The sequence below is a fragment of the Acinetobacter sp. NIPH 2100 genome (genome assembly GCF_000369805.1).
Taxonomy (GTDB): Bacteria; Pseudomonadota; Gammaproteobacteria; order Pseudomonadales; family Moraxellaceae; genus Acinetobacter.
Genome location: NZ_KB850224.1, coordinates 1,421,739 through 1,440,422, shown reverse-complemented (window position 1 = coordinate 1,440,422; position 18,684 = coordinate 1,421,739). Strand labels below are relative to the sequence as shown.

Here is an 18,684-nt window from a genome sequence, read left to right as displayed (position 1 = left end):
ACATGGATATGATTTTTGGTAAACTAGGGTGGGATTCGATCCCGACAGAACCCCTTGTACTTGTCACCATGGTCTTTATGGCACTTGGTGCAATTGCTGTTTTAGGCGGTATCACCTATTTCAAAAAATGGGGATATTTGTGGAATGAGTGGTTTACATCTGTAGACCATAAAAAGATTGGTATCATGTATATCATCGTATCTGTAGTCATGCTGTTGCGTGGTTTCGCCGATGCGATCATGATGCGTCTACAACTTTTCCTCGCGAAAGGCGGCGGCGAAGGTTACTTACATCCAGACCACTACGACCAGATCTTCACCGCACACGGTGTGATCATGATCTTCTTCGTAGCAATGGGTCTTGTTGTCGGTATGATGAACATCTCTGTACCTTTACAGATTGGTGCTCGTGACGTTGCTTTCCCATTATTGAACTCTTTAAGCTTCTGGTTATTCGCTGGTGCTGCTGGTTTGATGATGCTTTCACTTGTATTAGGTGAATTTGCTGCGACTGGTTGGATGGCTTACCCTCCTCTATCTGGCATTCAATATTCTCCTGGTGTGGGTGTTGACTACTATATCTGGGCACTTCAGGTTTCTGGTCTAGGTACGCTTTTATCTGGTGTTAACTTCTTTGTTACCATCATCAAAATGCGTGCACCTGGCATGAAATTGATGGACATGCCGATCTTTACCTGGACTTCACTTTGTACGGCTGTATTAATCATTGCATCATTCCCTGTATTAACAGGTACGCTTGCAATGCTTACTTTAGACCGTTACTTCGGTTTCCATTTCTTCACCAATGAGCTTGGCGGTAGCCCAATGCTTTACGTGAACTTGATCTGGACATGGGGTCACCCTGAAGTATATATCTTGGTATTACCAGCATTTGGTCTATACTCAGAAATCGTTGCAACCTTCTCTCGCAAAGCGTTGTTCGGTTACAAGTCTATGGTGTATGCGACAATTGCAATTACTGTACTTGCATTCGTTGTATGGCTTCACCACTTCTTCACCATGGGTGCTGGTGCGAACGTTAACGCGTTCTTCGGTATCATGACCATGGTTATTGCGATTCCTACAGGCGTGAAAATCTTCTCTTGGTTATTCACAATGTATAAAGGTCGCATCACCTATACAACTCCAATGTTATGGACGCTTGGCTTCCTTGTAACATTCGGTATCGGTGGTTTAACTGGTGTACTTATGGCTGTTCCACCTGCGGACTTCTTGGTACACAACTCATTATTCTTGATCGCTCACTTCCATAACGTAATTATCGGTGGTGTGGTGTTTGGTATGTTTGCCGGCATCATCTTCTACTGGCCGAAAATGTTTGGTTGGAAGCTCAACGAAGCATGGGGTAAAGCTGCATTCTGGTTCTGGTTCATCGGTTTCTATTTTGCATTCATGCCACTTTATATCCTTGGTTTCATGGGTATGACACGTCGTTTGAATACATATGACAACCCTGAATGGGATCCGTACTTAGCTATTGCATTGTTTGGTGCTGTTCTTATCGCAATCGGTATTGCATGTTTCTTAATGCAAATCATTGTTGGTTTCTTACAACGTAAGGACAATATGGATCACACTGGCGATCCATGGGATAGCCGTACCCTTGAGTGGGCAACGTCATCTCCTGCTCCATTCTATAACTTTGCACACGTACCAGAAGCTAGCGGTGTAGACCGTTTCTGGACTGACAAAGAAAATGGTGTAGCATACGCACGTGACACTAAATATGAAGACATCCACATGCCGACTGATCGTGCTGCTGGTTTTGTCATTGCAATGTTCATTACTGTACTTGGCTTTGCACTCATCTGGCATATTTGGTGGCTAGTTGTTGTTTCATTCGTTGCAGCTGTTGTTAGCTTGATCGTAAGCTCATTCACTAAGAATGTTGACTACTACGTTCCTGCTGCTGAAGTTGAGCGTATTGAAAACGAACGCTATGCTTTACTTGAAAAACACTTGAAGAAGGACTAAGGAAATGGCTGAAGTACTTCATCACGACAACCACGGCCACGATGGTCATCATGAACATGATGATACGGACTTAACGGTCTTCGGTTTCTGGACATACTTGATGAGTGACTTGATTCTTTTCGGATCACTCTTCATTGCGTTCGCTGTATTAAGCAGTCATATTCCACCAGGAACTCCAAGTGCATATGACCTGTTCCATGATTCATTAGGCTTCGTGTTAACTGAAACATTTGCCTTATTGATCTCATCGGTAACATTTGGTTTTGCTGTACTTGCATCGTATAAAAAGAATGTAAATCAAGTGATCACTTGGTTATTCATTACATTCCTTTTTGGTGCATCGTTCATTGGTATGGAAATCTATGAGTTTCATCACCTTGTACATGAAGGCCATGGTCCAACTCACAGTGCTTTCTTATCTGCATTCTTTACTTTGGTTGGTACACACGGTATCCACGTAACTTCTGGTTTAGTGTGGATGTTGGTATTGATTTACCAAATCAAAAAGAATGGTTTGACCTTACCGAATACACGTCGTCTTGCTTGCTTAAGCTTGTTCTGGCACTTCCTTGACATCGTTTGGATCTGTGTATTCAGCGTCGTTTACTTACTGGGAGTTCTCTAATGAGTAGTCATGACCATAATGCGGCAGGTGCGTCACACGGTAACTTTAAACAGTACACAATTGGATTTATCCTTTCTGTTATCCTCACCATCATCCCCTTCGGGATGGTGATGGCGGGTGGTTTCAGTCGTGGCATTTTAGTTACAGTAATTGCAATTACTGCTGTTGCTCAGGTACTTGTACAACTTGTGTACTTCTTGCACATGAATACATCATCTGAACAGCGTTGGAATCTTATTGCATTTATCTACACAATCTTATGTATCGCTGTACTTTTAGTCGGCTCTGTGTGGATTATGAATTACCTACACTACAACATGATGATCTAAACTGATTGTCATGTGGAAAAAGTACTTATTCCTGACTAAACCAGGAATTCTCTTCGGTAATTTTATTACCACCTTGGGCGGCTTCTTCTTAGCCGCCCAAGGCTCTATAGACTACCTCTTATTATTGCTTACCCTACTCGGAACAACTTTAGTGGTTGCCTCTGGTTGTGTAGTCAATAACATTATTGATCAAGACATCGATCAAAAAATGCAACGCACCATGAACCGTGCACTTGTGACAAAAACCATCTCCCCGACTGTGGCTATGTGCTATGCGCTGGTTTTAGGTGTGATGGGCTTTAGCATTATCTGGTTCTATGTCAACGCCTATGCATTTTTATTCGCGGTCATTGGTTTTGTAGTCTATGTCGGTTTTTATAGTTTGTGGAGCAAACGCACTACAATCCATCAAACCGTCATTGGTAGTATTTCTGGAGCGAGTCCACCTGTTATTGGTTATGTGGCTGTAAGTCATCAGTTCGATATGGCGGCTTTATTGATCTTTGTTGCATATGCTTTATGGCAAATGCCACATTCATGGGCAATCGCGATTTATCGTTTTGACGACTACAAAAATGCAGGCGTTCCTATTTTACCTGTAGCCCGTTCCATCCTTAGAACAAAAATCGAATCACTGATTTATGTGGTTTTATTTACTCTAGCGATGAATGCTTTATATGTATATGGATACACCAATATTGTTTTCTTGGTCATCTGTAATGTACTTTGCATTTACTGGTTCTACATTGCTATTTTAGGATTCAAGGCCGAAGATGATCAGCTTTGGGCCAAACGCTTTTTCCTTTTCTCAGTAATTCTCATTACTGTCATCAGTTTAAGCTTTAGCTTCACCTTTAAAAGTCCTGCACCATTCTTCCCTATTTTTTAAAAAGATAGAGAATGCTCTATCTTTTTATGTTCTCCCAATTTTTATCATTTCGTGCAATAAAAACATTCTGTTCTTTATTGCCTAAATGACACATCGTCATCCATCTATTTTAAAACCAAAATAAATTTGCGATACAGTTTTTTCTAACCAAAAAACACACTATCTTGCTCAAAGCTTCTAAATATTTGATTCATCTTGTTCGTATATTTCTGATCTAATTTTTGCCACAAAGATGCGGGTAAAGGTAAAAATTCCAATGTATCCGAACCATCTGAAGGTGCACAAAAACGGATTTCATAATCCGGCTGCAAAATTTGGTTGAGTGCCTTCAAGGTTGTATCTCGATCCGCCCCCTTATCCTGATAAGGAATAATCAATGTTTTATCTTGATAATAAATGCTAATCGTAAAGCCCTGCTGATTCTCTGCACTAAGCGTCTCTGCGCGTAAATGATCTGTTCGTAATATATTTTCACAATATTTAATAATCGCCTCGTCTTCTTCACGCCAGTCAATAATCATTAAAACCTGATAAATATCGCCATCATACTGCTCAAAAACGTCTGAATATGCCTCCTCACTGCTTGACTGTAAAATCGTCTCAATCAAAGCCACTGTTTCTAAAAATTGTTGTTGCATATTTATGCCCAGTTTTATTTTAAAAATATCTCGTAAAGACTATGGCAAATTTGCTTTATAGCGTCAATTTGCATATAATCCCCGCTTCGCAATTTGCGACATAACTTTTTAGTTATGACTCCTTGCTTCTAATTATTTTTAATTAGGGGCTGCTTAAACCGTAAGGAGCTGACAATGCGTCACTACGAAATCGTACTACTGGTACATCCAGACCAAAGCGATCAAGTTGTAGGTATGGTTGAACGCTATATCTCTCAGATCAAAGAAGCTGAAGGTCAAATTCACCGTTTAGAAGATTGGGGCCGCCGCCAATTGGCTTACCCGATTAACAAAATTCACAAAGCACACTACATTCTTATGAATGTTGAATGTGGTCAAACGACTCTTGATGAGCTAGAAGAATTGTTCCGTTATAACGATGCAATTATTCGTAACATCATTATTCGCCGTGAAAATGCAATCACTGAAGAATCTTTGCTTGCTAAAAGTGCTGAAGAAAAACGTGCGCGTAAAGCTCAACGTGAAGAAGCACAACACGTAGTTCAAGAAGCTGAATAAGGAGAACATCAATGGCACGTTTTTACCGTCGTCGCAAGTTCTGCCGCTTTACAGCTGAGAACGTTACGTACATCGACTACAAAGATATCGACACTTTGAAACAGTACATCACTGAAAACGGCAAGATTGTTCCTAGCCGTATTACAGGTACTAAAGCTCGTTATCAACGTCAATTAGCGTTAGCTATTAAACAAGCTCGCTATTTGTCTTTGATTCCGTACACTGACAACCATAAGTAAGTGAGGTGAGCTGTGGACGTTATCTTATTACAACGCATTAAAAATCTTGGTAAATTAGGCGATAAAGTATCAGTTAAAGCTGGTTATGGTCGTAACTTTTTGATTCCTCAAGGTAAAGCAGTAGCTGCAACTGAAGCTAACACTTCAGCTTTTGAAGCTCGTCGTGCTGAACTTGAGAAACAAGAAGCTGACATCTTAGCTGCTGCAACTGCACGTGCTGAACAATTGAACGAAGTTAATATCGTAATCACTGCGAAAGCTGGTGATGAAGGTAAACTTTTCGGTTCAATCGGTACTCGTGACATCGCTGACGCTTTAACTCATGCTGGTCTTACTGTAGACCGTGCAGAAGTTCGTTTACCAAACGGTGCGCTTCGTCACACTGGTGAGTTCAACATCGCAATCCAATTGCATCATGATGTTGTTGCTGAAGTTCTCGTTACTATCGTATCTGAGTAATTTCTGCAAAGAAAAAGAGCATGTTTTACATGCTCTTTTTTTATGTCTAATGATCCTGTTTTAAAAAATATATCTCGTATAAAACATCGTTAATGCATTGCTAATAAATATTTCGCATAGTCCTCTGCACTTTGCTCAACATCATTGATTGTAGGTAAAACCTCGCCCTCCTCCGGCTGGGTTTCCATTCCATAAAAAGCATAAACAGGCTGATAATCAGCTTTGACATAACGAGCAGTCAATTCAAAAGGAGCACACAAAGTTTCTAAACTCATTTGATGTCGGCCATCCACTGAATAATCATGTGCTTTACTCCCAGTCGATACTGCAAGTGTTATTTTCTTATTTTTTAACTGATTCCCTGCTGAACCATAAGCCCAACCATAAGTGAGTACATCATCCAACCATTGTTTTAATAATGGTGGACAGTTAAACCAATACATTGGGAACTGAAATACTAGATTTTGGTGTGCTTCAACTAAAGCCTGTTCTTTTAACACATCAATCTGAGCATTTGGATAATTTTGGTAAAGCTCATGTACAGTGAACTGCTCTGGATATTGATGTAATTTTTCAATCCAACATTTATTTATTATGGAATTATTGATGTCAGGATGAGCAACAATCACAAGCGTTTTTTTCATTTCAATAGACTCCATCGATCGTTCAGTTATAGTGGTGAGTCGATTATAAAAGCATACTAGAGATAATTTAAGTACAGTCATTATGGTTATATACTAGACTAAAAGTTAGTGTCAGTAGAGAATGATGGAAACTTGCGCCCCAGCCCATATCGACTTAGAACAAACTGATTTTGGATACACACTTACCTTAATCAATGGCAAATATAAAATGATCATCATGTATTGGCTTTATCAACATAAACCCATCATGCGCTTCAATGAATTAAAACGCTCAATCGGCAATATTTCCTTTAAGACCTTAAGCCTTACCTTAAAAGAGATGGAAAAAGATCAACTGATTATTCGAAATGAATATCCACAAATTCCACCCAAAGTTGAATATAGCCTGTCCGAACGAGGACTCTCCTTAATTCCACTTTTAGACATGATGTGCCAATGGGGAGCTTCAAATCGACTCTAAAATCTAAACCACACTTTTTCACCACTTACACAATTTTCACTGAATTAAATTGTCCCGATGACCTCCATTTGGATTAAGATAGTCACTCGGTTTTGTTCCATCTTTTTATTAGGTCTTGTTATGTCACAGGCGAATGCCAATTTTACAAAAAATTCTCCAAACACAGAGAGTAAAGTGAGTGACTCAGGTCAACTAAAAGAATTCCGCACCCCACCTCATAACCTTGCCATTGAGCAAGCTGTTTTGGCCGCTTTAATGACAGTTGCTGAATCATTTGAGCAGGTCAGTGACTTACTCAAGGAAAATGATTTTTATGCGACACGTCACAAATATATTTATCGTGCCATCGAAAAACTGGCACAAGAAAACTCACCTTATGATGCCGTTTTGGTCAATGACTGGTTACTTAAACAAAACCTGCTAGATGCAATTGGTGGTGAAGAATACTTGATGCAATTGATGGCAGACTCTCCATCAAGCTTCTACAACCTTGAAATTTATGCAAATAAAATCAAGGAGTTCTCAACTCTGCGTAACATGATCAAGATCAGCAGTGATATTTTACAAAATGCCTATGACACCAAAGGCCGTCCTGTCAGTGAAATTCTAGACTTGGCCGAAACCAGTATTTTCTCTTTAGCGGAACAACACAATAACAATAAAAAAGATTCAGGACCTAAATCCATCAGCTCGGTCACCGCAGATGTTATTACCAAGCTGGATGAGCTTTCTAAATTAGATGGCAACATTACCGGTTTAACCACAGGCTTCTTGGAACTCGATAATAAAACCTCAGGTATGCAGGCTGGAGATTTGATTATTGTTGCAGCACGTCCATCGATGGGTAAAACCACATTTGCCATGAACTTGGTTGAAAGTGTACTGCAATATAACCGCTTACCTGCTCTCGTATTCTCTATGGAGATGCCAGCAGACTCGATTGCCATGCGTTTGATCTCAGCCATGGGTAAAGTCCATCAAGGGCATCTACGTTCAGGTAATCTCGATGCAGACGAATGGACCAAAGTCACTGGGACCATTCTCCAGCTACAAGAAATGCATCTCTATATCGATGACTCATCTGCCCTGCCACCAACCGAACTCCGTGCACGTGCGCGTCGTGTGGCCAAAATGCATGATGGGAAAATCGGCTGTATCATGGTCGACTATTTGCAGCTCATGAAAGTCCCTGGTATGGGTGATAACCGTGTCGGCGAGATCTCGGAAATTTCACGAAGCTTAAAAGCTTTGGCCAAAGAAATGCAGTGTCCTGTCATTGCACTCTCTCAGCTTAACCGTAGTTTGGAGAACCGACCAAACAAACGTCCTGTTATGTCAGACTTACGTGAATCAGGTGCGATCGAGCAGGATGCCGACTTAATCATGTTTATTTACCGTGATGAAGTCTATAACAAAGAATCTAAAGAAGCTGGTACTGCTGAAATCATTATCGGTAAGCAGCGTAACGGACCGATTGGTAGCGTACGTCTCGCATTTGAAGGTCAATATACCCGTTTTAGTAATCTGTCACCTGAGTTCTACGCTCAGTATGAAGATGACGAATAATATCTAAACTATTCCTGCTTTATATGTTTCAAGTCGACCCAAAGGAGAACGCAGGGTGCGCCAAGCTACAGTTTATATTGACAGTAAAGCACTGCAATATAATTTAAACCGTGTTAAACAACTGGCTCCACATTCAAAAATCGTCAGTATGGTCAAAGCCAATGCTTACGGACATGGAGTTAAAAACTGTTTAGCCGCCTTAGAGGCCACGGACGCTTTTGGTGTCGCCTGTTTAGAAGAAGCTTTGGAGATCAGGCAACTGGGATATACTCAACCCATTACCCTGATTGAAGGTGTATTTGCTAAAGATGAAATGACACAAGTTATTGAACAGAAACTTGAATGTATTGTCCATCATGCGCAGCAAGTCGAATGGCTGATTCAGCATAAACAAGCTTACAACGCTTTAGGTTTAAAGGTCTGGGTCAAACTGAATAGCGGAATGAACCGTTTAGGCTTTAAAGTGACTGAAATTATCAGTGTGATTCAACGTTTAAAAGCTGAAGGTTTTACCTGTGTCCTCGCCATGCACTTTGCCAATGCCGATGTAGAGCATCCGTTGAATGGACAGCAGAAACAACAGTTTTTACAGGTAAAACAGGCCTGCGAACCTATTTTAGTATCATGCTGTAATTCTGCCGCAATTTATAAATATCCTGAACTGCATTTTGATTTTGTTCGTCCCGGTATCATGCTTTACGGCGCATCACCTTTTGCCGATAAAAACGTACATGAACTCGATCTAAAGCCTGTCATGACCTTTAGTGCCGAAATCATTGCACTGAATCAGATTCAACAAGGTGAGTTTGTCGGTTATGGTTCAACCTATTCAGCCACATGTCCGACAGAGATCGCGATTGTTTCGATTGGCTATGGTGACGGCTATCCACGTGCGTATATCAAACAAAACTTTGTTGCCATCGACCAACAACTGGTCCCCGTTGTTGGTCGTGTCAGTATGGACATGATCGCGATTGATGTCAGTCATGTGCAAGCTGAAATTGGTACAAAAGTTGAACTTTGGGGCCAATCTCGCTTAGTAGATGATGTTGCTGCCGCGAATGGAACCATCGGCTACGAGCTACTTTGCCGCCTCACCCAACGCCCAAGACGTCAATTAGATAACTAAACATGACTTGATCAATTTTTGGGTTTTACCTCTAATAGGGGTTTTAACCCATCCGATTCAGCATGTTCAAACTAATTTACGATAATCCGCTTTATAAAATGCCGATCCAGCAATTGGTTCTGTTTCTGATCCGAATTTCGATCGGCATTTTTTTCTTCACCACAGGCTTCAATAAGCTTTTCGTTGAAAAAAATAAACTGATTATGCTGGAAACGATCATTGATGCAGGCATTCCATTTCCTGAAATCATGAGTACGTTTGTTTCAACCACTGAAATGCTTGCAGGTTTATTTCTAATTGTCGGATTATTGACGCAGATCAGCAGTATTTTCTTGTGGATGATTTGTCTAACAGCGTTATATACCGTTGGCATTCATACCATTCCAAGCGGCCTAGATCCCATTAGTTGGTTGAGTTGGTTGTTCTATATTCACGATTTGCTGTACATGTTTCTTTTGGCGGTCCTCATTACATCTAGACCAACGATCCTGTCGCTGGATCGCATTCTGAGTAGAAAAATCCGCTAAACGCATAAAATTTAAACCTTCAAAACCTACTTTCAGCGGCTTTAAAGGTTAATTACGATTTACAAACCATAGTCAGCAGTTGGTTTTGGCAACTCTTGCAAACCGCGGCGCAAGGTTTCAGACCATTGTTTACTGATTTGGGTAAAGTAAGGATCATCTTCACCAATACGCTTACCTTCTGGAATTATAAAACTGTCTTTATGGTAAACCAAGGCATCTAAAGGTAGGCCGACTGAAACGTTAGATCGCAAAGTTGAATCAAAAGATATGAGTGAACAACGTAGAGCATCATCTAAGGGCATATCATAGTACAAGGCACGATCTAAAATCGGTTTTCCATACTTACTTTCACCAATCTGAAAATAAGGCGTATCAATGGTTGCACAAATAAAGTTGCCCTGCGGATACACATTATACAGCTGCATTTCTTCGCCTTGAATCTGCCCGCCGACCAAGATGCTACAGGAATAATTCATCTGTTCTTGCGTATCGCTGGTAATATCTTCAAGCACTTTACGTAAGGTTTTACCCACCAGCTCAGCCACTTCGAACATGGTATTGGCACTATATAAATTGGGTTCTTGGTGCAGCGCCAAAGCATTTTGCAAATGCCCGATCACAGCCTGAGTCGTTGCTAAATTACCCGATGTTTGTAGCGCAATAAAACGCTCGCCTTCCACTCCAAAGGTATGCAATTTGCGAAATACAGAAATATGATCGACCCCTGCATTGGTTCTGGTATCACTAATCAATACCAAACCCTGCTCTAATCGTAATGCGCAACAATAGGTCATCTTTCTCTCTTTACATTCAACACGCCAAAACCTGCACCACAGACATCATACTTTCCACCCCACCTTGCTCACGGATACCTCGCACAGGCGCCACATCTAAATAATCACGGCCAACTGCAACGTATATATGATTTTGAGGTGTAAATATCTGGTTACTTACATCGAAACAATACCATTCATTATCCACAAAAACCTCTGCCCATGCATGACTGGCGAGGTGTGGCTGATTTTCATCGTAGATATAGCCCGAAACGTAACGTGCTGGTAATTGTAACGCACGACACATGGCAATTAATATATGTGCATGGTCTTGGCACACCCCTTGACCCGCATAAAAGGCATCAATCGCCGAGGTTGTCACAGAGGTACTTTCTGGTAAATAAGGCACTTGTTGGAGAATTTTTTCTGCTAAAACAATTAAATGTTGTCGATCTTTGACCCTAACGACAGACTGTGCAAAATCAGTCATGGTCAGATCACAACAGGTCATTGCGGTACGCTGTAAAAATAACAGCGGCGAAACATCAGTTTCGACATGCCCCAATTCAGTTGCATATAAATCGACCACACCCTGAGCCATGATCGTCAAATAACGATAATCATGGCGTTGTGTTGCGGTAATCCATAAGTTGTTAAACGCATCTCGCTGACATGAATATTGCCCAGGGACACTGATATGCCAATTTTCAACACTTTGATGCCTCGAACTCTGTGGCATCATTTTGATGGATTGAACACTATTTCGCGCAATCTCAGTATATTGATAATGCGTTTGGTGATTCACCATAAGTTTCATGAGGATGCCTCAAATTGATTTTCCAATTTATAGGTAAATGCATAAAACTGATTTAAATAAGGCTGCTGTTTTAATGCTTCCCAACACGGTTGCAAGTCTTGCCATCCCAAATGATATAAGCGCTCAATGGTTGGATCGATTGCATCAAACACCGCATGCGTATTGTGCTGAAACCGAAAATAAGTATCAATTTGCTCAACACATTGCCCGATATGAAAAAATAGAAAGACATCTTCTTGCTCAGTTTTCAGAATATCACAACAGTTTTGCACCACCTCTTGAATCGCCAGTCCGTCCGATGCTGTAGTTTTAATCAAATAATTTAGTTCTGCATAGCCTTGGGCAGTCAATAGTCCTCGTAGCTCCTGAATATTGTCCCGAGCAATCTCAAGCTGACTCAACAGCGAATAGGGCTGCTGCCGATCTAACATAAATTGATTTAAGCTCTCCGCATCCTCAATATGCAAACAAAGCGCCTGAGCGAACTTGGAAGCTTGCTGATCATCGGCAAAAGGTAATTGCCCTGCGACATGCGCAATACGAAATAGATAACGTCCTAACCAATAAATATGTTGAGCACTTGAACTCAGTAAAAGCATAAATCTCCTCCCTTTTCTTTATATCAACATCATTCCCCACCCTCACTGGAGGGCCGAGAAATATGGTTTAAGAACGTAAGCTCTCAACGACCCAAGTATCTTTAATTCCTCCACCTTGAGAAGAGTTAACCACAAGTGAACCTGCTTGCATGGCGACACGTGTTAAACCGCCTGGCACAATTTCAGTACGGTAGGGTGAACTTAAAACAAAAGGACGCAGATCAATATGTCGCTCCGCAACCCCCTCTGTGGTCAAAGTTGGTGCAACCGATAGTGCCAAAGTTGGTTGTGCGATATATAAATGTGGTGTTTCAATCAATTTTTGTCTAAAACAATCAATTTGTTCTTGATCAGCTTGCGGCCCAATTAGCATGCCATAGCCGCCAGAGCCTTGAGCTTCTTTGACCACCAATTTTTCCAAATGACTGAGCACATAATCGAGTTGCTCGGCATCTCGGCATTGATAGGTCGGCACATTCTTTAAAATTGGCGCTTCGCCCAAATAGAATTGAATCATTTGATCGACATAAGGATAAATAGACTTGTCATCCGCCACACCAGTTCCCGGTGCATTGGCAATCACAACATTGTGCTGTAAATATGCAGACATCAGCCCAGGCACACCCAAAGTACTATCAGGTCTAAAGCTAAGCGGATCTAAAAACTCATCATCCACACGGCGATAAATCACATCAACCTGCTGACGACCACGGATGGTTTTGACAAAAACTTTATCGTCCTCGACAAATAGATCGCGGCTGGTCACGAGCGATACATCCATTTCACGTGCTAAAAAGGAATGCTCATAATAGGCACTGTTAAAGCGTCCAGGCGTTAATACCACAATCAAAGGCTGATCCACATAAGCATTTTCTTCTAGGATCGCCCTTAATAAACTCGGATATTGTTCAATCCCTTGTAAATTATTGCTACTACATAAATCAGGCATCAATTTCTGGCTGATTTTTCGGCTTTCCAGCATATAAGACACACCAGAGGGTGTACGTAAATTATCTTCCAGTACAAAGAAATCCCCTTGGCCATCGCGAATAATATCAATGCCACTAATTTGTGAATAGATTTTTCCTTTAAGCTGATGTTTCAACATATGCGGCTGAAATGCTTCATGCGCAATCACTTGCTCAGCGGGAATGAGGCCTTCTTTTAAAATATGTTGCCCATGATAAATATCATCTAAAAATAAATTCAGTGCTTTGACCCGTTGAGCACAACCTGTCGCGATCTTTTCCCATTGTTTCTTTTCAATCACTCGTGGAATAAGGTCATAAGGAATGGTTCGTTCCGCGCCCTCTTGATCACCGTAAACATTAAAAGTAATCCCTTGATAAAGAAAATGCTGTTTCGCTTGTGCTTCCAGTGTTTTTAAATCATCAAGACTACGAATACTCAACCATTGTTCAATTTTTTTCGAAGCTTCACCGTTAAAACTTTTGTCATCCAGCATTTCATTGAAAAATTGAGATTTAAGCTGTTCAAATAAATTTTTCGTCACCTCAAGCTGTGGAATAAATGTAGACGTATGAACGGAGACCGCTGCATTTTGTTCTGGCGTATAATAATCTGTGCTGACATGTAGGTTGTGTTCTTGTTCTGACATAGAAACCTCGTCTCATCATTTATTTATATCTAATAAAAGCAATTTCAATGCCACTTATATAAAATGATCAAATTTCAACCAGACTTAGAATATTTAAGCAAAACTAGGGTCATTTCAGTCGTAAATACGTAATCTGGATAGGATGGACTTGATAATTAAGTATAGTTTTTTTATTGTGTCTGCTTTAGACCATTGAATTACGTATTTCGCTTATGTCATCCGTACAAGAAAAAGAAACATCTAATAGCCTTTATCGCCAATGGCAAATTTTATCCCGCCTTTCGACTGGGAAATGGATGGGCACCCGTGAATTACAAGAAATATTAGAACGCGAAGGCATTGATATCAGTCTGCGTACCATCCAGCGTGATTTAAACCAGATTGCACAACGCTTCCCGATTGAGAGTAATAAGACCGTACCGCAAGGCTGGCGTTGGCGTTCAGATGCACCCATTCAAAGTTTGCCGCATATGACCAGTTCACAGGCGGTCACCTTTATGATGGTTGAAGAACATTTACGTCACTTGCTCCCACCAAGCCTATTAGAAGAAATGACCCCTTGGTTTGATCTTGCCAAGCGCAGCCTATCGACACAGAACAATGTTCGCCAATGGATCAACCGTGTTCGTATTGTGCCTGCCACACAACCATTGATTCCGCCAGTCGTAGACAAACATGCGCAACAAGCGATTTACGAAGGTTTGTTACAAGATAAACAAATCGAATGTATTTATCGTGCCCGCACTCATCAAGGCGAAGATAAGACCTATATCCTCAATCCACTGGCTTTGGTTCAAAAAGGTGCAGTGATTTATTTAATCTGTACCCGAAACGATAAAACCGAAGTACAAACCTTTGCTTTGCACCGCTTTAAAGCAGCAACAGTCTTGGATAGTCGCGCCTTACATCCTGTGAACTTTGAAATTGATAATTATATTGAATCAGGGGCTCTTGGTTTCCGCGTTGACTATAACAAACCAACTGAACTGATTCATTTAAAGCTCACCATGACGGAAAGTACAGCAAAAAGCTTCTACGAGAGTCAACTCAGTAAGGATCAAATCATCCAGCATGTGGAAGAAAACATTGTTGAAGTATCCGCAACCGTTCCGTTTACTTCACAACTGGTATGGTGGCTCAGAAGCTTTGGTAAAAAAATTCTGAATATCGAACCTGCTGCAGCCTATAACGCAGTGAGAGAGATTGAGGAAACACCTCAATAAAAAAGAGAACCTTTCGGTTCTCTTCGACTTTTTATATATTTTATTATCAAACACTCAGATTTATTTTTATTGTTTAAATGTTCAAACCAACCTCTCTCCCCGCCTTGATCAAAATTGGTTTGTACCTTTTTAAGCGCTTCGATTTAAATTAACATCGGCACGCCAATTCATAGCCATTGTAGCGGATTCTCTTTTTCGTCATGATTAAACCCTCTTTGTTTGAACGTAAAGCCAATATAACGAGGATTTTTTAGGCTGTGAAATAACAAAGATTGGAATCAAAAGCTGTTTTTTTGCTATTACTGTTCAGTGATCGCAAATTAAATTATTGATCTTCTTTGTTTGGCAATAATGTCTCGAAACCATGTAGATGGGTAAAACGTCCAGCCTGAGTTTGATACTGATCAATTTGAGGCACTAAGCGCTGAAAATGCTCAGACTGCACATGTCGCTCTAATGCTGAACGATCAACCCACTCTTCAATAAAAACAAAATGGCCTATCTGTTTATGATCATGATAAAGATCATAGGCAATGCATCCAGCTTCAGTCCGAGTTTTTTCGACAAGTTCTTGATAAAGCGGTAAAACGCTGTCGATACAGTCTGGCTGGATAAAGTCTTCAGCAATCAATTTCAAAGCCATCTCTCACCTCTTTTTCTAAATAACCGCCATAAAAAAAGCTCCCAAATCAAATTTGAGAGCTTTTTTGTCATCGACTCAGCTTATGCTGAAAATGGATGACGCAATACAATCGTTTCTGCACGATCAGGACCTGTTGAAACGATATCAATTGGGCAACCAATTAAAGTTTCGATACGACGTACATAAGCCAACGCATTTGCAGGAAGTTGATCAATTTGAGTTAAACCAACAGTAGAATCACTCCAACCAGGCATGGTTTCATAGATTGGCTTCAAGCTTTCGAATGAAATCGCATCAGAAGAACCTGCACAGCCTGAATCGACATCTTCATAGCCCACACAGATTTTAACTTCTTCTAGGCCATCTAATACATCAAGCTTAGTTAAGCAAATACCAGACAACGAGTTCACTTCAACAGAACGGCGCAGAATTTCAGCATCGAACCAACCACAACGACGTTGACGACCAGTAGATGCACCAAACTCGTGACCCACAGTCCCTAAATGACGACCAATTGCATCACCTGTATCTGTCGCAGCATCATAGTGCAACTCAGTTGGGAATGGACCCGCACCTACACGCGTTGTATAGGCTTTGGTAATACCCAATACATAGTCCAAATGAAGTGGACCCATACCTGAACCAGAACTCACGCCACCAGCAGTGGTATTTGAGCTTGTTACAAATGGATAAGTACCATGATCGATGTCAAGCAATGAACCTTGCGCACCTTCAAACATGATTGCCTTACCTTCTTTACGGTAATCATGTAACACTTTCGTCACGTCGATGACTAATGGTGCAAGGACTTCACGCCATTCATTGCAAAGCGCAAGCACATCTTCAAACTTAACTTCTTCAACGCCATAAAATTGAGACAATTGGAAGTTATGAAGCTCAAGCATTTCCTTGAGTTGTGCTTCAAGTAACGCACCGCCACGAATCAAGTCTGCTACGCGTACAGCACGACGTGCAACTTTATCTTCGTAAGCTGGTCCAATACCACGACCTGTTGTACCAATTTTTGCATTGCCACGTTTTTTCTCACGTGCTTGGTCAAGCGCGATGTGGTTTGGCAAAATAAGTGGGCAGTTTGGAGAAATACGTAAACGCTCTTTAACAGGTACGCCTTCGCTTTCTAAGATTGCCATTTCTTTAATTAGGGCTTCAGGAGAAAGAACAACACCATTCCCGATTAAGCACAATACGTTTTCACGTAAAATACCTGATGGAATGAGGTGTAATACAGTCTTCTTACCACCTACGACAAGCGTATGACCTGCGTTGTGTCCGCCTTGATAGCGAACTACCGCAGCCGCTTGATCTGTGAGCAGGTCGACGATTTTACCTTTTCCTTCGTCGCCCCATTGGGTACCAAGTACCACAACATTTTTGCCCATAATAGCCTCATTACATCATGCTGTTAAAATTGGAAACTAAGTCGTTAAGCAACTTAGCAATTAAATCTTTTCAATCACCCATTGGCCGTTTTGAGACACCATTTTATGGGTCGCATAAGGCACTGAGCTTAAATCGTCATGACCTAACAACTGCACGACACGCAAACCTTTGCTACGTGCCTCTGCAATTGCATTGAATAAATCTTGGTCATTCCCTCTAGGAGCAACTACAGTGTTAATTTCAACAAACTGTGTTGCGCCTAAAGCATATAAATCACAACTAAATCCTGTTGCTGGACGTGCACGTCCAAAATGCTCACCAATCCCATCATAACGCCCACCTTGAGCCAGTGGCGCTGCACGATTTGGTGCATAAATGGCATACATCAAACCTGTATGATAGTGATAGCTGCGTAATTCAACCACATCTATCCCAATGTTCAGATTCGACCAACGAGATTGAATTTGCACGAATGTAGATTTCAATGCATCTAATGCATTTTTGAAATCAGCATCATTTAAAATATCTTGGCTTAAATGCGTTTCTAATGCATTTAAGTCACTTGCATAACGACCTAAAGCATAAAAATCCGCACCCATTGCTAAATCTTGAGTGAATTCTTCTAACTCTGGGAAAGCTTTACGCTGATATAAATCAGAAAGTTCACTTTCGGTATTTTTATTTAAACCAGCGCGTTTAACCAGACTACGGAATAAACCGACATGACCTAAATCTAAATGAGCACCCTCTAAAGTATGGGTATGTTCAATTAATGCCAACATGACATTGATCATTTCAACATCAGCTTCGATGCTGTCATGACCATACAACTCTGCACCTAACTGTAACGGTGCGCGTGTTGCATTAAAATTCTGTGGTTTAGTATGTAAAACTGAACCTGCATAGCAATAACGTGCCACGCCTTCAATTGGTCGAACATGGGCATCAATACGTGCCACTTGCGGTGTCATATCCGCACGTACACCGAGTAAACGACCAGAAAGTTGATCAATCACTTTGAAGGTAACTAAATCTAAATCTTGATTAGATTCTGAAAGTAGAGAGAGCGATTCGATGTATTCAATAAATGGCGTATACACCAATTGATAACCTCGAACTGCGAGGAAATCTAAAGCTTCTCGACGCAATGTTTCAACAACTTGCGCTTGTTCTGGCAATACATCTGCTACCCCGTCAGGGAGCAACCATGTCTCTGAAATGGCCATGTTCCAAACCTAAAATCTGTTCAATGTGGAAGCATCCACACAAAAAGCAACCACATAAAAAAATCGGGTGAATGCCCGATTCAGCGTAGTGTAGCACGAAGATTTCTGCGATGCACCTTCGAATTTGAATAAATCTTTATTGTTCCATCAACCACACATCAAAACTTTTTTATAAAATTAACGAATAGATTCAATAAATTGAGATCAATCATTTGCAAGAGTAGTCGATGTTCTTAAGCCAAAGAACTGCCCAACATCTGAACGATCCCCCTGCTTCCAATTAATCAGATTTAGTTTTTTACAGTACTGATTTCATTTCTTTTGTAT

The 18,684-nt window shown here is 40.9% G+C and carries 21 protein-coding genes; 12 read left to right on the top strand and 9 right to left on the bottom strand.

The window, feature by feature from the left end; all coding sequences use genetic code 11:
* The first annotated feature begins 2 nt into the window (after positions 1-2).
* From cyoB to cyoE, 4 genes are read left to right on the top strand one after another with little or no spacing between them, the layout of a single operon-like run.
* Entirely contained in the window at positions 3-1,994 is a 1,992-nt protein-coding gene (gene cyoB / locus F887_RS11355; protein ID WP_005293029.1) for a cytochrome o ubiquinol oxidase subunit I, read from the top strand.
* A 4-nt stretch (positions 1,995-1,998) separates the two neighbouring features.
* A complete protein-coding gene (cyoC, locus tag F887_RS11360; protein WP_005293026.1) occupies positions 1,999-2,619 on the top strand; it encodes a cytochrome o ubiquinol oxidase subunit III in 621 nt (206 codons plus the stop codon).
* Entirely contained in the window at positions 2,619-2,948 is a 330-nt protein-coding gene (locus tag F887_RS11365) for a cytochrome o ubiquinol oxidase subunit IV (protein WP_005293023.1), read from the top strand. The genes cyoC and F887_RS11365 overlap by 1 nt, the downstream gene beginning before the upstream one ends.
* A gap of 10 nt (positions 2,949-2,958) precedes the next feature.
* Positions 2,959-3,837, top strand: a complete 879-nt coding sequence (gene cyoE, locus F887_RS11370) for a heme o synthase (protein ID WP_005293019.1) — start codon at positions 2,959-2,961, stop codon at positions 3,835-3,837.
* A 143-nt stretch (positions 3,838-3,980) separates the two neighbouring features.
* On the opposite strand, the gene F887_RS11375 is transcribed toward cyoE, so the two are convergent.
* Positions 3,981-4,475, bottom strand: coding sequence for a hypothetical protein (locus tag F887_RS11375; RefSeq protein ID WP_005293017.1), 495 nt, complete (start codon positions 4,473-4,475; stop codon positions 3,981-3,983).
* A 174-nt stretch (positions 4,476-4,649) separates the two neighbouring features.
* Between F887_RS11375 and rpsF the strand changes: the two genes are divergently transcribed.
* The 3 genes from rpsF to rplI are packed head-to-tail and all read left to right on the top strand — an operon-like array spanning position 4,650 to position 5,731.
* Positions 4,650-5,033: a 30S ribosomal protein S6 gene (gene rpsF, locus F887_RS11380; RefSeq protein WP_005293014.1), complete on the top strand. Its 384-nt coding sequence runs from the start codon at positions 4,650-4,652 to the stop codon at positions 5,031-5,033.
* Between the two features lie 11 nt (positions 5,034-5,044).
* The gene (gene rpsR / locus F887_RS11385) at positions 5,045-5,272 is read left to right on the top strand and encodes a 30S ribosomal protein S18 (protein WP_004278792.1); all 228 of its coding nucleotides are present in this window, start codon (positions 5,045-5,047) and stop codon (positions 5,270-5,272) included.
* 12 nt (positions 5,273-5,284) lie between these two features.
* Complete coding sequence (gene rplI / locus F887_RS11390; protein WP_005152015.1) at positions 5,285-5,731, top strand: 50S ribosomal protein L9; 447 nt, start codon at positions 5,285-5,287, stop codon at positions 5,729-5,731.
* Positions 5,732-5,820: 89 nt separating this feature from the next.
* Here the strand turns inward: rplI and F887_RS11395 are convergent, their stop codons facing one another.
* The gene (locus tag F887_RS11395; protein WP_005293011.1) at positions 5,821-6,375 is read right to left on the bottom strand and encodes an NAD(P)H-dependent oxidoreductase; all 555 of its coding nucleotides are present in this window, start codon (positions 6,373-6,375) and stop codon (positions 5,821-5,823) included.
* 124 nt (positions 6,376-6,499) lie between these two features.
* On the opposite strand from F887_RS11395, the gene F887_RS11400 reads away from it, so the two are divergent.
* The 4 genes from F887_RS11400 (at position 6,500) to F887_RS11415 (ending at position 10,057) form a co-directional block, all read left to right on the top strand.
* Entirely contained in the window at positions 6,500-6,835 is a 336-nt protein-coding gene (locus tag F887_RS11400) for a winged helix-turn-helix transcriptional regulator (RefSeq protein ID WP_005293009.1), read from the top strand.
* A 120-nt stretch (positions 6,836-6,955) separates the two neighbouring features.
* Positions 6,956-8,401, top strand: coding sequence for a replicative DNA helicase (gene dnaB, locus F887_RS11405; protein ID WP_004806002.1), 1,446 nt, complete (start codon positions 6,956-6,958; stop codon positions 8,399-8,401).
* Positions 8,402-8,456: 55 nt separating this feature from the next.
* Positions 8,457-9,530 (top strand): alanine racemase, encoded by a 1,074-nt coding sequence (gene alr, locus F887_RS11410; RefSeq protein WP_005293007.1) that lies wholly within the window; start codon positions 8,457-8,459, stop codon positions 9,528-9,530.
* A 62-nt stretch (positions 9,531-9,592) separates the two neighbouring features.
* Positions 9,593-10,057: a DoxX family protein gene (locus F887_RS11415; RefSeq protein ID WP_005293003.1), complete on the top strand. Its 465-nt coding sequence runs from the start codon at positions 9,593-9,595 to the stop codon at positions 10,055-10,057.
* A 59-nt stretch (positions 10,058-10,116) separates the two neighbouring features.
* On the opposite strand, the gene F887_RS11420 is transcribed toward F887_RS11415, so the two are convergent.
* The 4 genes from F887_RS11420 to F887_RS11435 all read right to left on the bottom strand — a co-directional run bounded on the left by F887_RS11420 (position 10,117) and on the right by F887_RS11435 (position 13,864).
* A complete protein-coding gene (locus F887_RS11420) occupies positions 10,117-10,851 on the bottom strand; it encodes a proteasome-type protease (protein ID WP_005293001.1) in 735 nt (244 codons plus the stop codon).
* Between the two features lie 16 nt (positions 10,852-10,867).
* Positions 10,868-11,647 carry a transglutaminase family protein gene (locus tag F887_RS11425; protein ID WP_005292998.1) on the bottom strand — a complete coding sequence of 260 codons (780 nt, stop codon included), beginning with the start codon at positions 11,645-11,647 and terminating at the stop codon, positions 10,868-10,870.
* On the bottom strand, positions 11,644-12,246 hold the full coding sequence (locus F887_RS11430; protein WP_005292995.1) for an alpha-E domain-containing protein: 603 nt from the start codon (positions 12,244-12,246) through the stop codon (positions 11,644-11,646). Before F887_RS11430 ends, F887_RS11425 begins: the two co-directional genes overlap by 4 nt.
* A gap of 67 nt (positions 12,247-12,313) precedes the next feature.
* The gene (locus tag F887_RS11435) at positions 12,314-13,864 is read right to left on the bottom strand and encodes a circularly permuted type 2 ATP-grasp protein (protein WP_005292992.1); all 1,551 of its coding nucleotides are present in this window, start codon (positions 13,862-13,864) and stop codon (positions 12,314-12,316) included.
* Positions 13,865-14,076: 212 nt separating this feature from the next.
* Here F887_RS11435 and F887_RS18735 point away from each other — a divergent pair, with 212 nt between their 5' ends.
* Positions 14,077-15,087: a helix-turn-helix transcriptional regulator gene (locus F887_RS18735; protein ID WP_032862812.1), complete on the top strand. Its 1,011-nt coding sequence runs from the start codon at positions 14,077-14,079 to the stop codon at positions 15,085-15,087.
* A gap of 325 nt (positions 15,088-15,412) precedes the next feature.
* On the opposite strand, the gene F887_RS11445 is transcribed toward F887_RS18735, so the two are convergent.
* From F887_RS11445 to F887_RS11455, 3 genes are all read right to left on the bottom strand, one after another.
* Complete coding sequence (locus F887_RS11445) at positions 15,413-15,730, bottom strand: putative quinol monooxygenase (RefSeq protein ID WP_005292987.1); 318 nt, start codon at positions 15,728-15,730, stop codon at positions 15,413-15,415.
* Between the two features lie 80 nt (positions 15,731-15,810).
* Positions 15,811-17,130 carry an adenylosuccinate synthase gene (locus tag F887_RS11450; RefSeq protein ID WP_005292983.1) on the bottom strand — a complete coding sequence of 440 codons (1,320 nt, stop codon included), beginning with the start codon at positions 17,128-17,130 and terminating at the stop codon, positions 15,811-15,813.
* 60 nt (positions 17,131-17,190) lie between these two features.
* Positions 17,191-18,357 carry an ATP phosphoribosyltransferase regulatory subunit gene (locus tag F887_RS11455; RefSeq protein WP_005292980.1) on the bottom strand — a complete coding sequence of 389 codons (1,167 nt, stop codon included), beginning with the start codon at positions 18,355-18,357 and terminating at the stop codon, positions 17,191-17,193.
* Positions 18,358-18,684: the final 327 nt, after the last annotated feature.

Coding starts and splice junctions, on each gene's coding strand:
- cyoB (WP_005293029.1), top strand. CDS start 3: ATGGATATGATTTTTGGTAAACTAGGGTGGGATTCGATCCCGACAGAA.
- cyoC (WP_005293026.1), top strand. CDS start 1,999: ATGGCTGAAGTACTTCATCACGACAACCACGGCCACGATGGTCATCAT.
- F887_RS11365 (WP_005293023.1), top strand. CDS start 2,619: ATGAGTAGTCATGACCATAATGCGGCAGGTGCGTCACACGGTAACTTT.
- cyoE (WP_005293019.1), top strand. CDS start 2,959: ATGTGGAAAAAGTACTTATTCCTGACTAAACCAGGAATTCTCTTCGGT.
- F887_RS11375 (WP_005293017.1), bottom strand. CDS start 4,475: ATGCAACAACAATTTTTAGAAACAGTGGCTTTGATTGAGACGATTTTA.
- rpsF (WP_005293014.1), top strand. CDS start 4,650: ATGCGTCACTACGAAATCGTACTACTGGTACATCCAGACCAAAGCGAT.
- rpsR (WP_004278792.1), top strand. CDS start 5,045: ATGGCACGTTTTTACCGTCGTCGCAAGTTCTGCCGCTTTACAGCTGAG.
- F887_RS11395 (WP_005293011.1), bottom strand. CDS start 6,375: ATGAAAAAAACGCTTGTGATTGTTGCTCATCCTGACATCAATAATTCC.
- F887_RS11400 (WP_005293009.1), top strand. CDS start 6,500: ATGGAAACTTGCGCCCCAGCCCATATCGACTTAGAACAAACTGATTTT.
- dnaB (WP_004806002.1), top strand. CDS start 6,956: ATGTCACAGGCGAATGCCAATTTTACAAAAAATTCTCCAAACACAGAG.
- F887_RS11415 (WP_005293003.1), top strand. CDS start 9,593: ATGTTCAAACTAATTTACGATAATCCGCTTTATAAAATGCCGATCCAG.
- F887_RS11420 (WP_005293001.1), bottom strand. CDS start 10,851: ATGACCTATTGTTGCGCATTACGATTAGAGCAGGGTTTGGTATTGATT.
- F887_RS11425 (WP_005292998.1), bottom strand. CDS start 11,647: ATGAAACTTATGGTGAATCACCAAACGCATTATCAATATACTGAGATT.
- F887_RS11430 (WP_005292995.1), bottom strand. CDS start 12,246: ATGCTTTTACTGAGTTCAAGTGCTCAACATATTTATTGGTTAGGACGT.
- F887_RS11435 (WP_005292992.1), bottom strand. CDS start 13,864: ATGTCAGAACAAGAACACAACCTACATGTCAGCACAGATTATTATACG.
- F887_RS18735 (WP_032862812.1), top strand. CDS start 14,077: ATGTCATCCGTACAAGAAAAAGAAACATCTAATAGCCTTTATCGCCAA.
- F887_RS11445 (WP_005292987.1), bottom strand. CDS start 15,730: ATGGCTTTGAAATTGATTGCTGAAGACTTTATCCAGCCAGACTGTATC.
- F887_RS11450 (WP_005292983.1), bottom strand. CDS start 17,130: ATGGGCAAAAATGTTGTGGTACTTGGTACCCAATGGGGCGACGAAGGA.
- F887_RS11455 (WP_005292980.1), bottom strand. CDS start 18,357: ATGGCCATTTCAGAGACATGGTTGCTCCCTGACGGGGTAGCAGATGTA.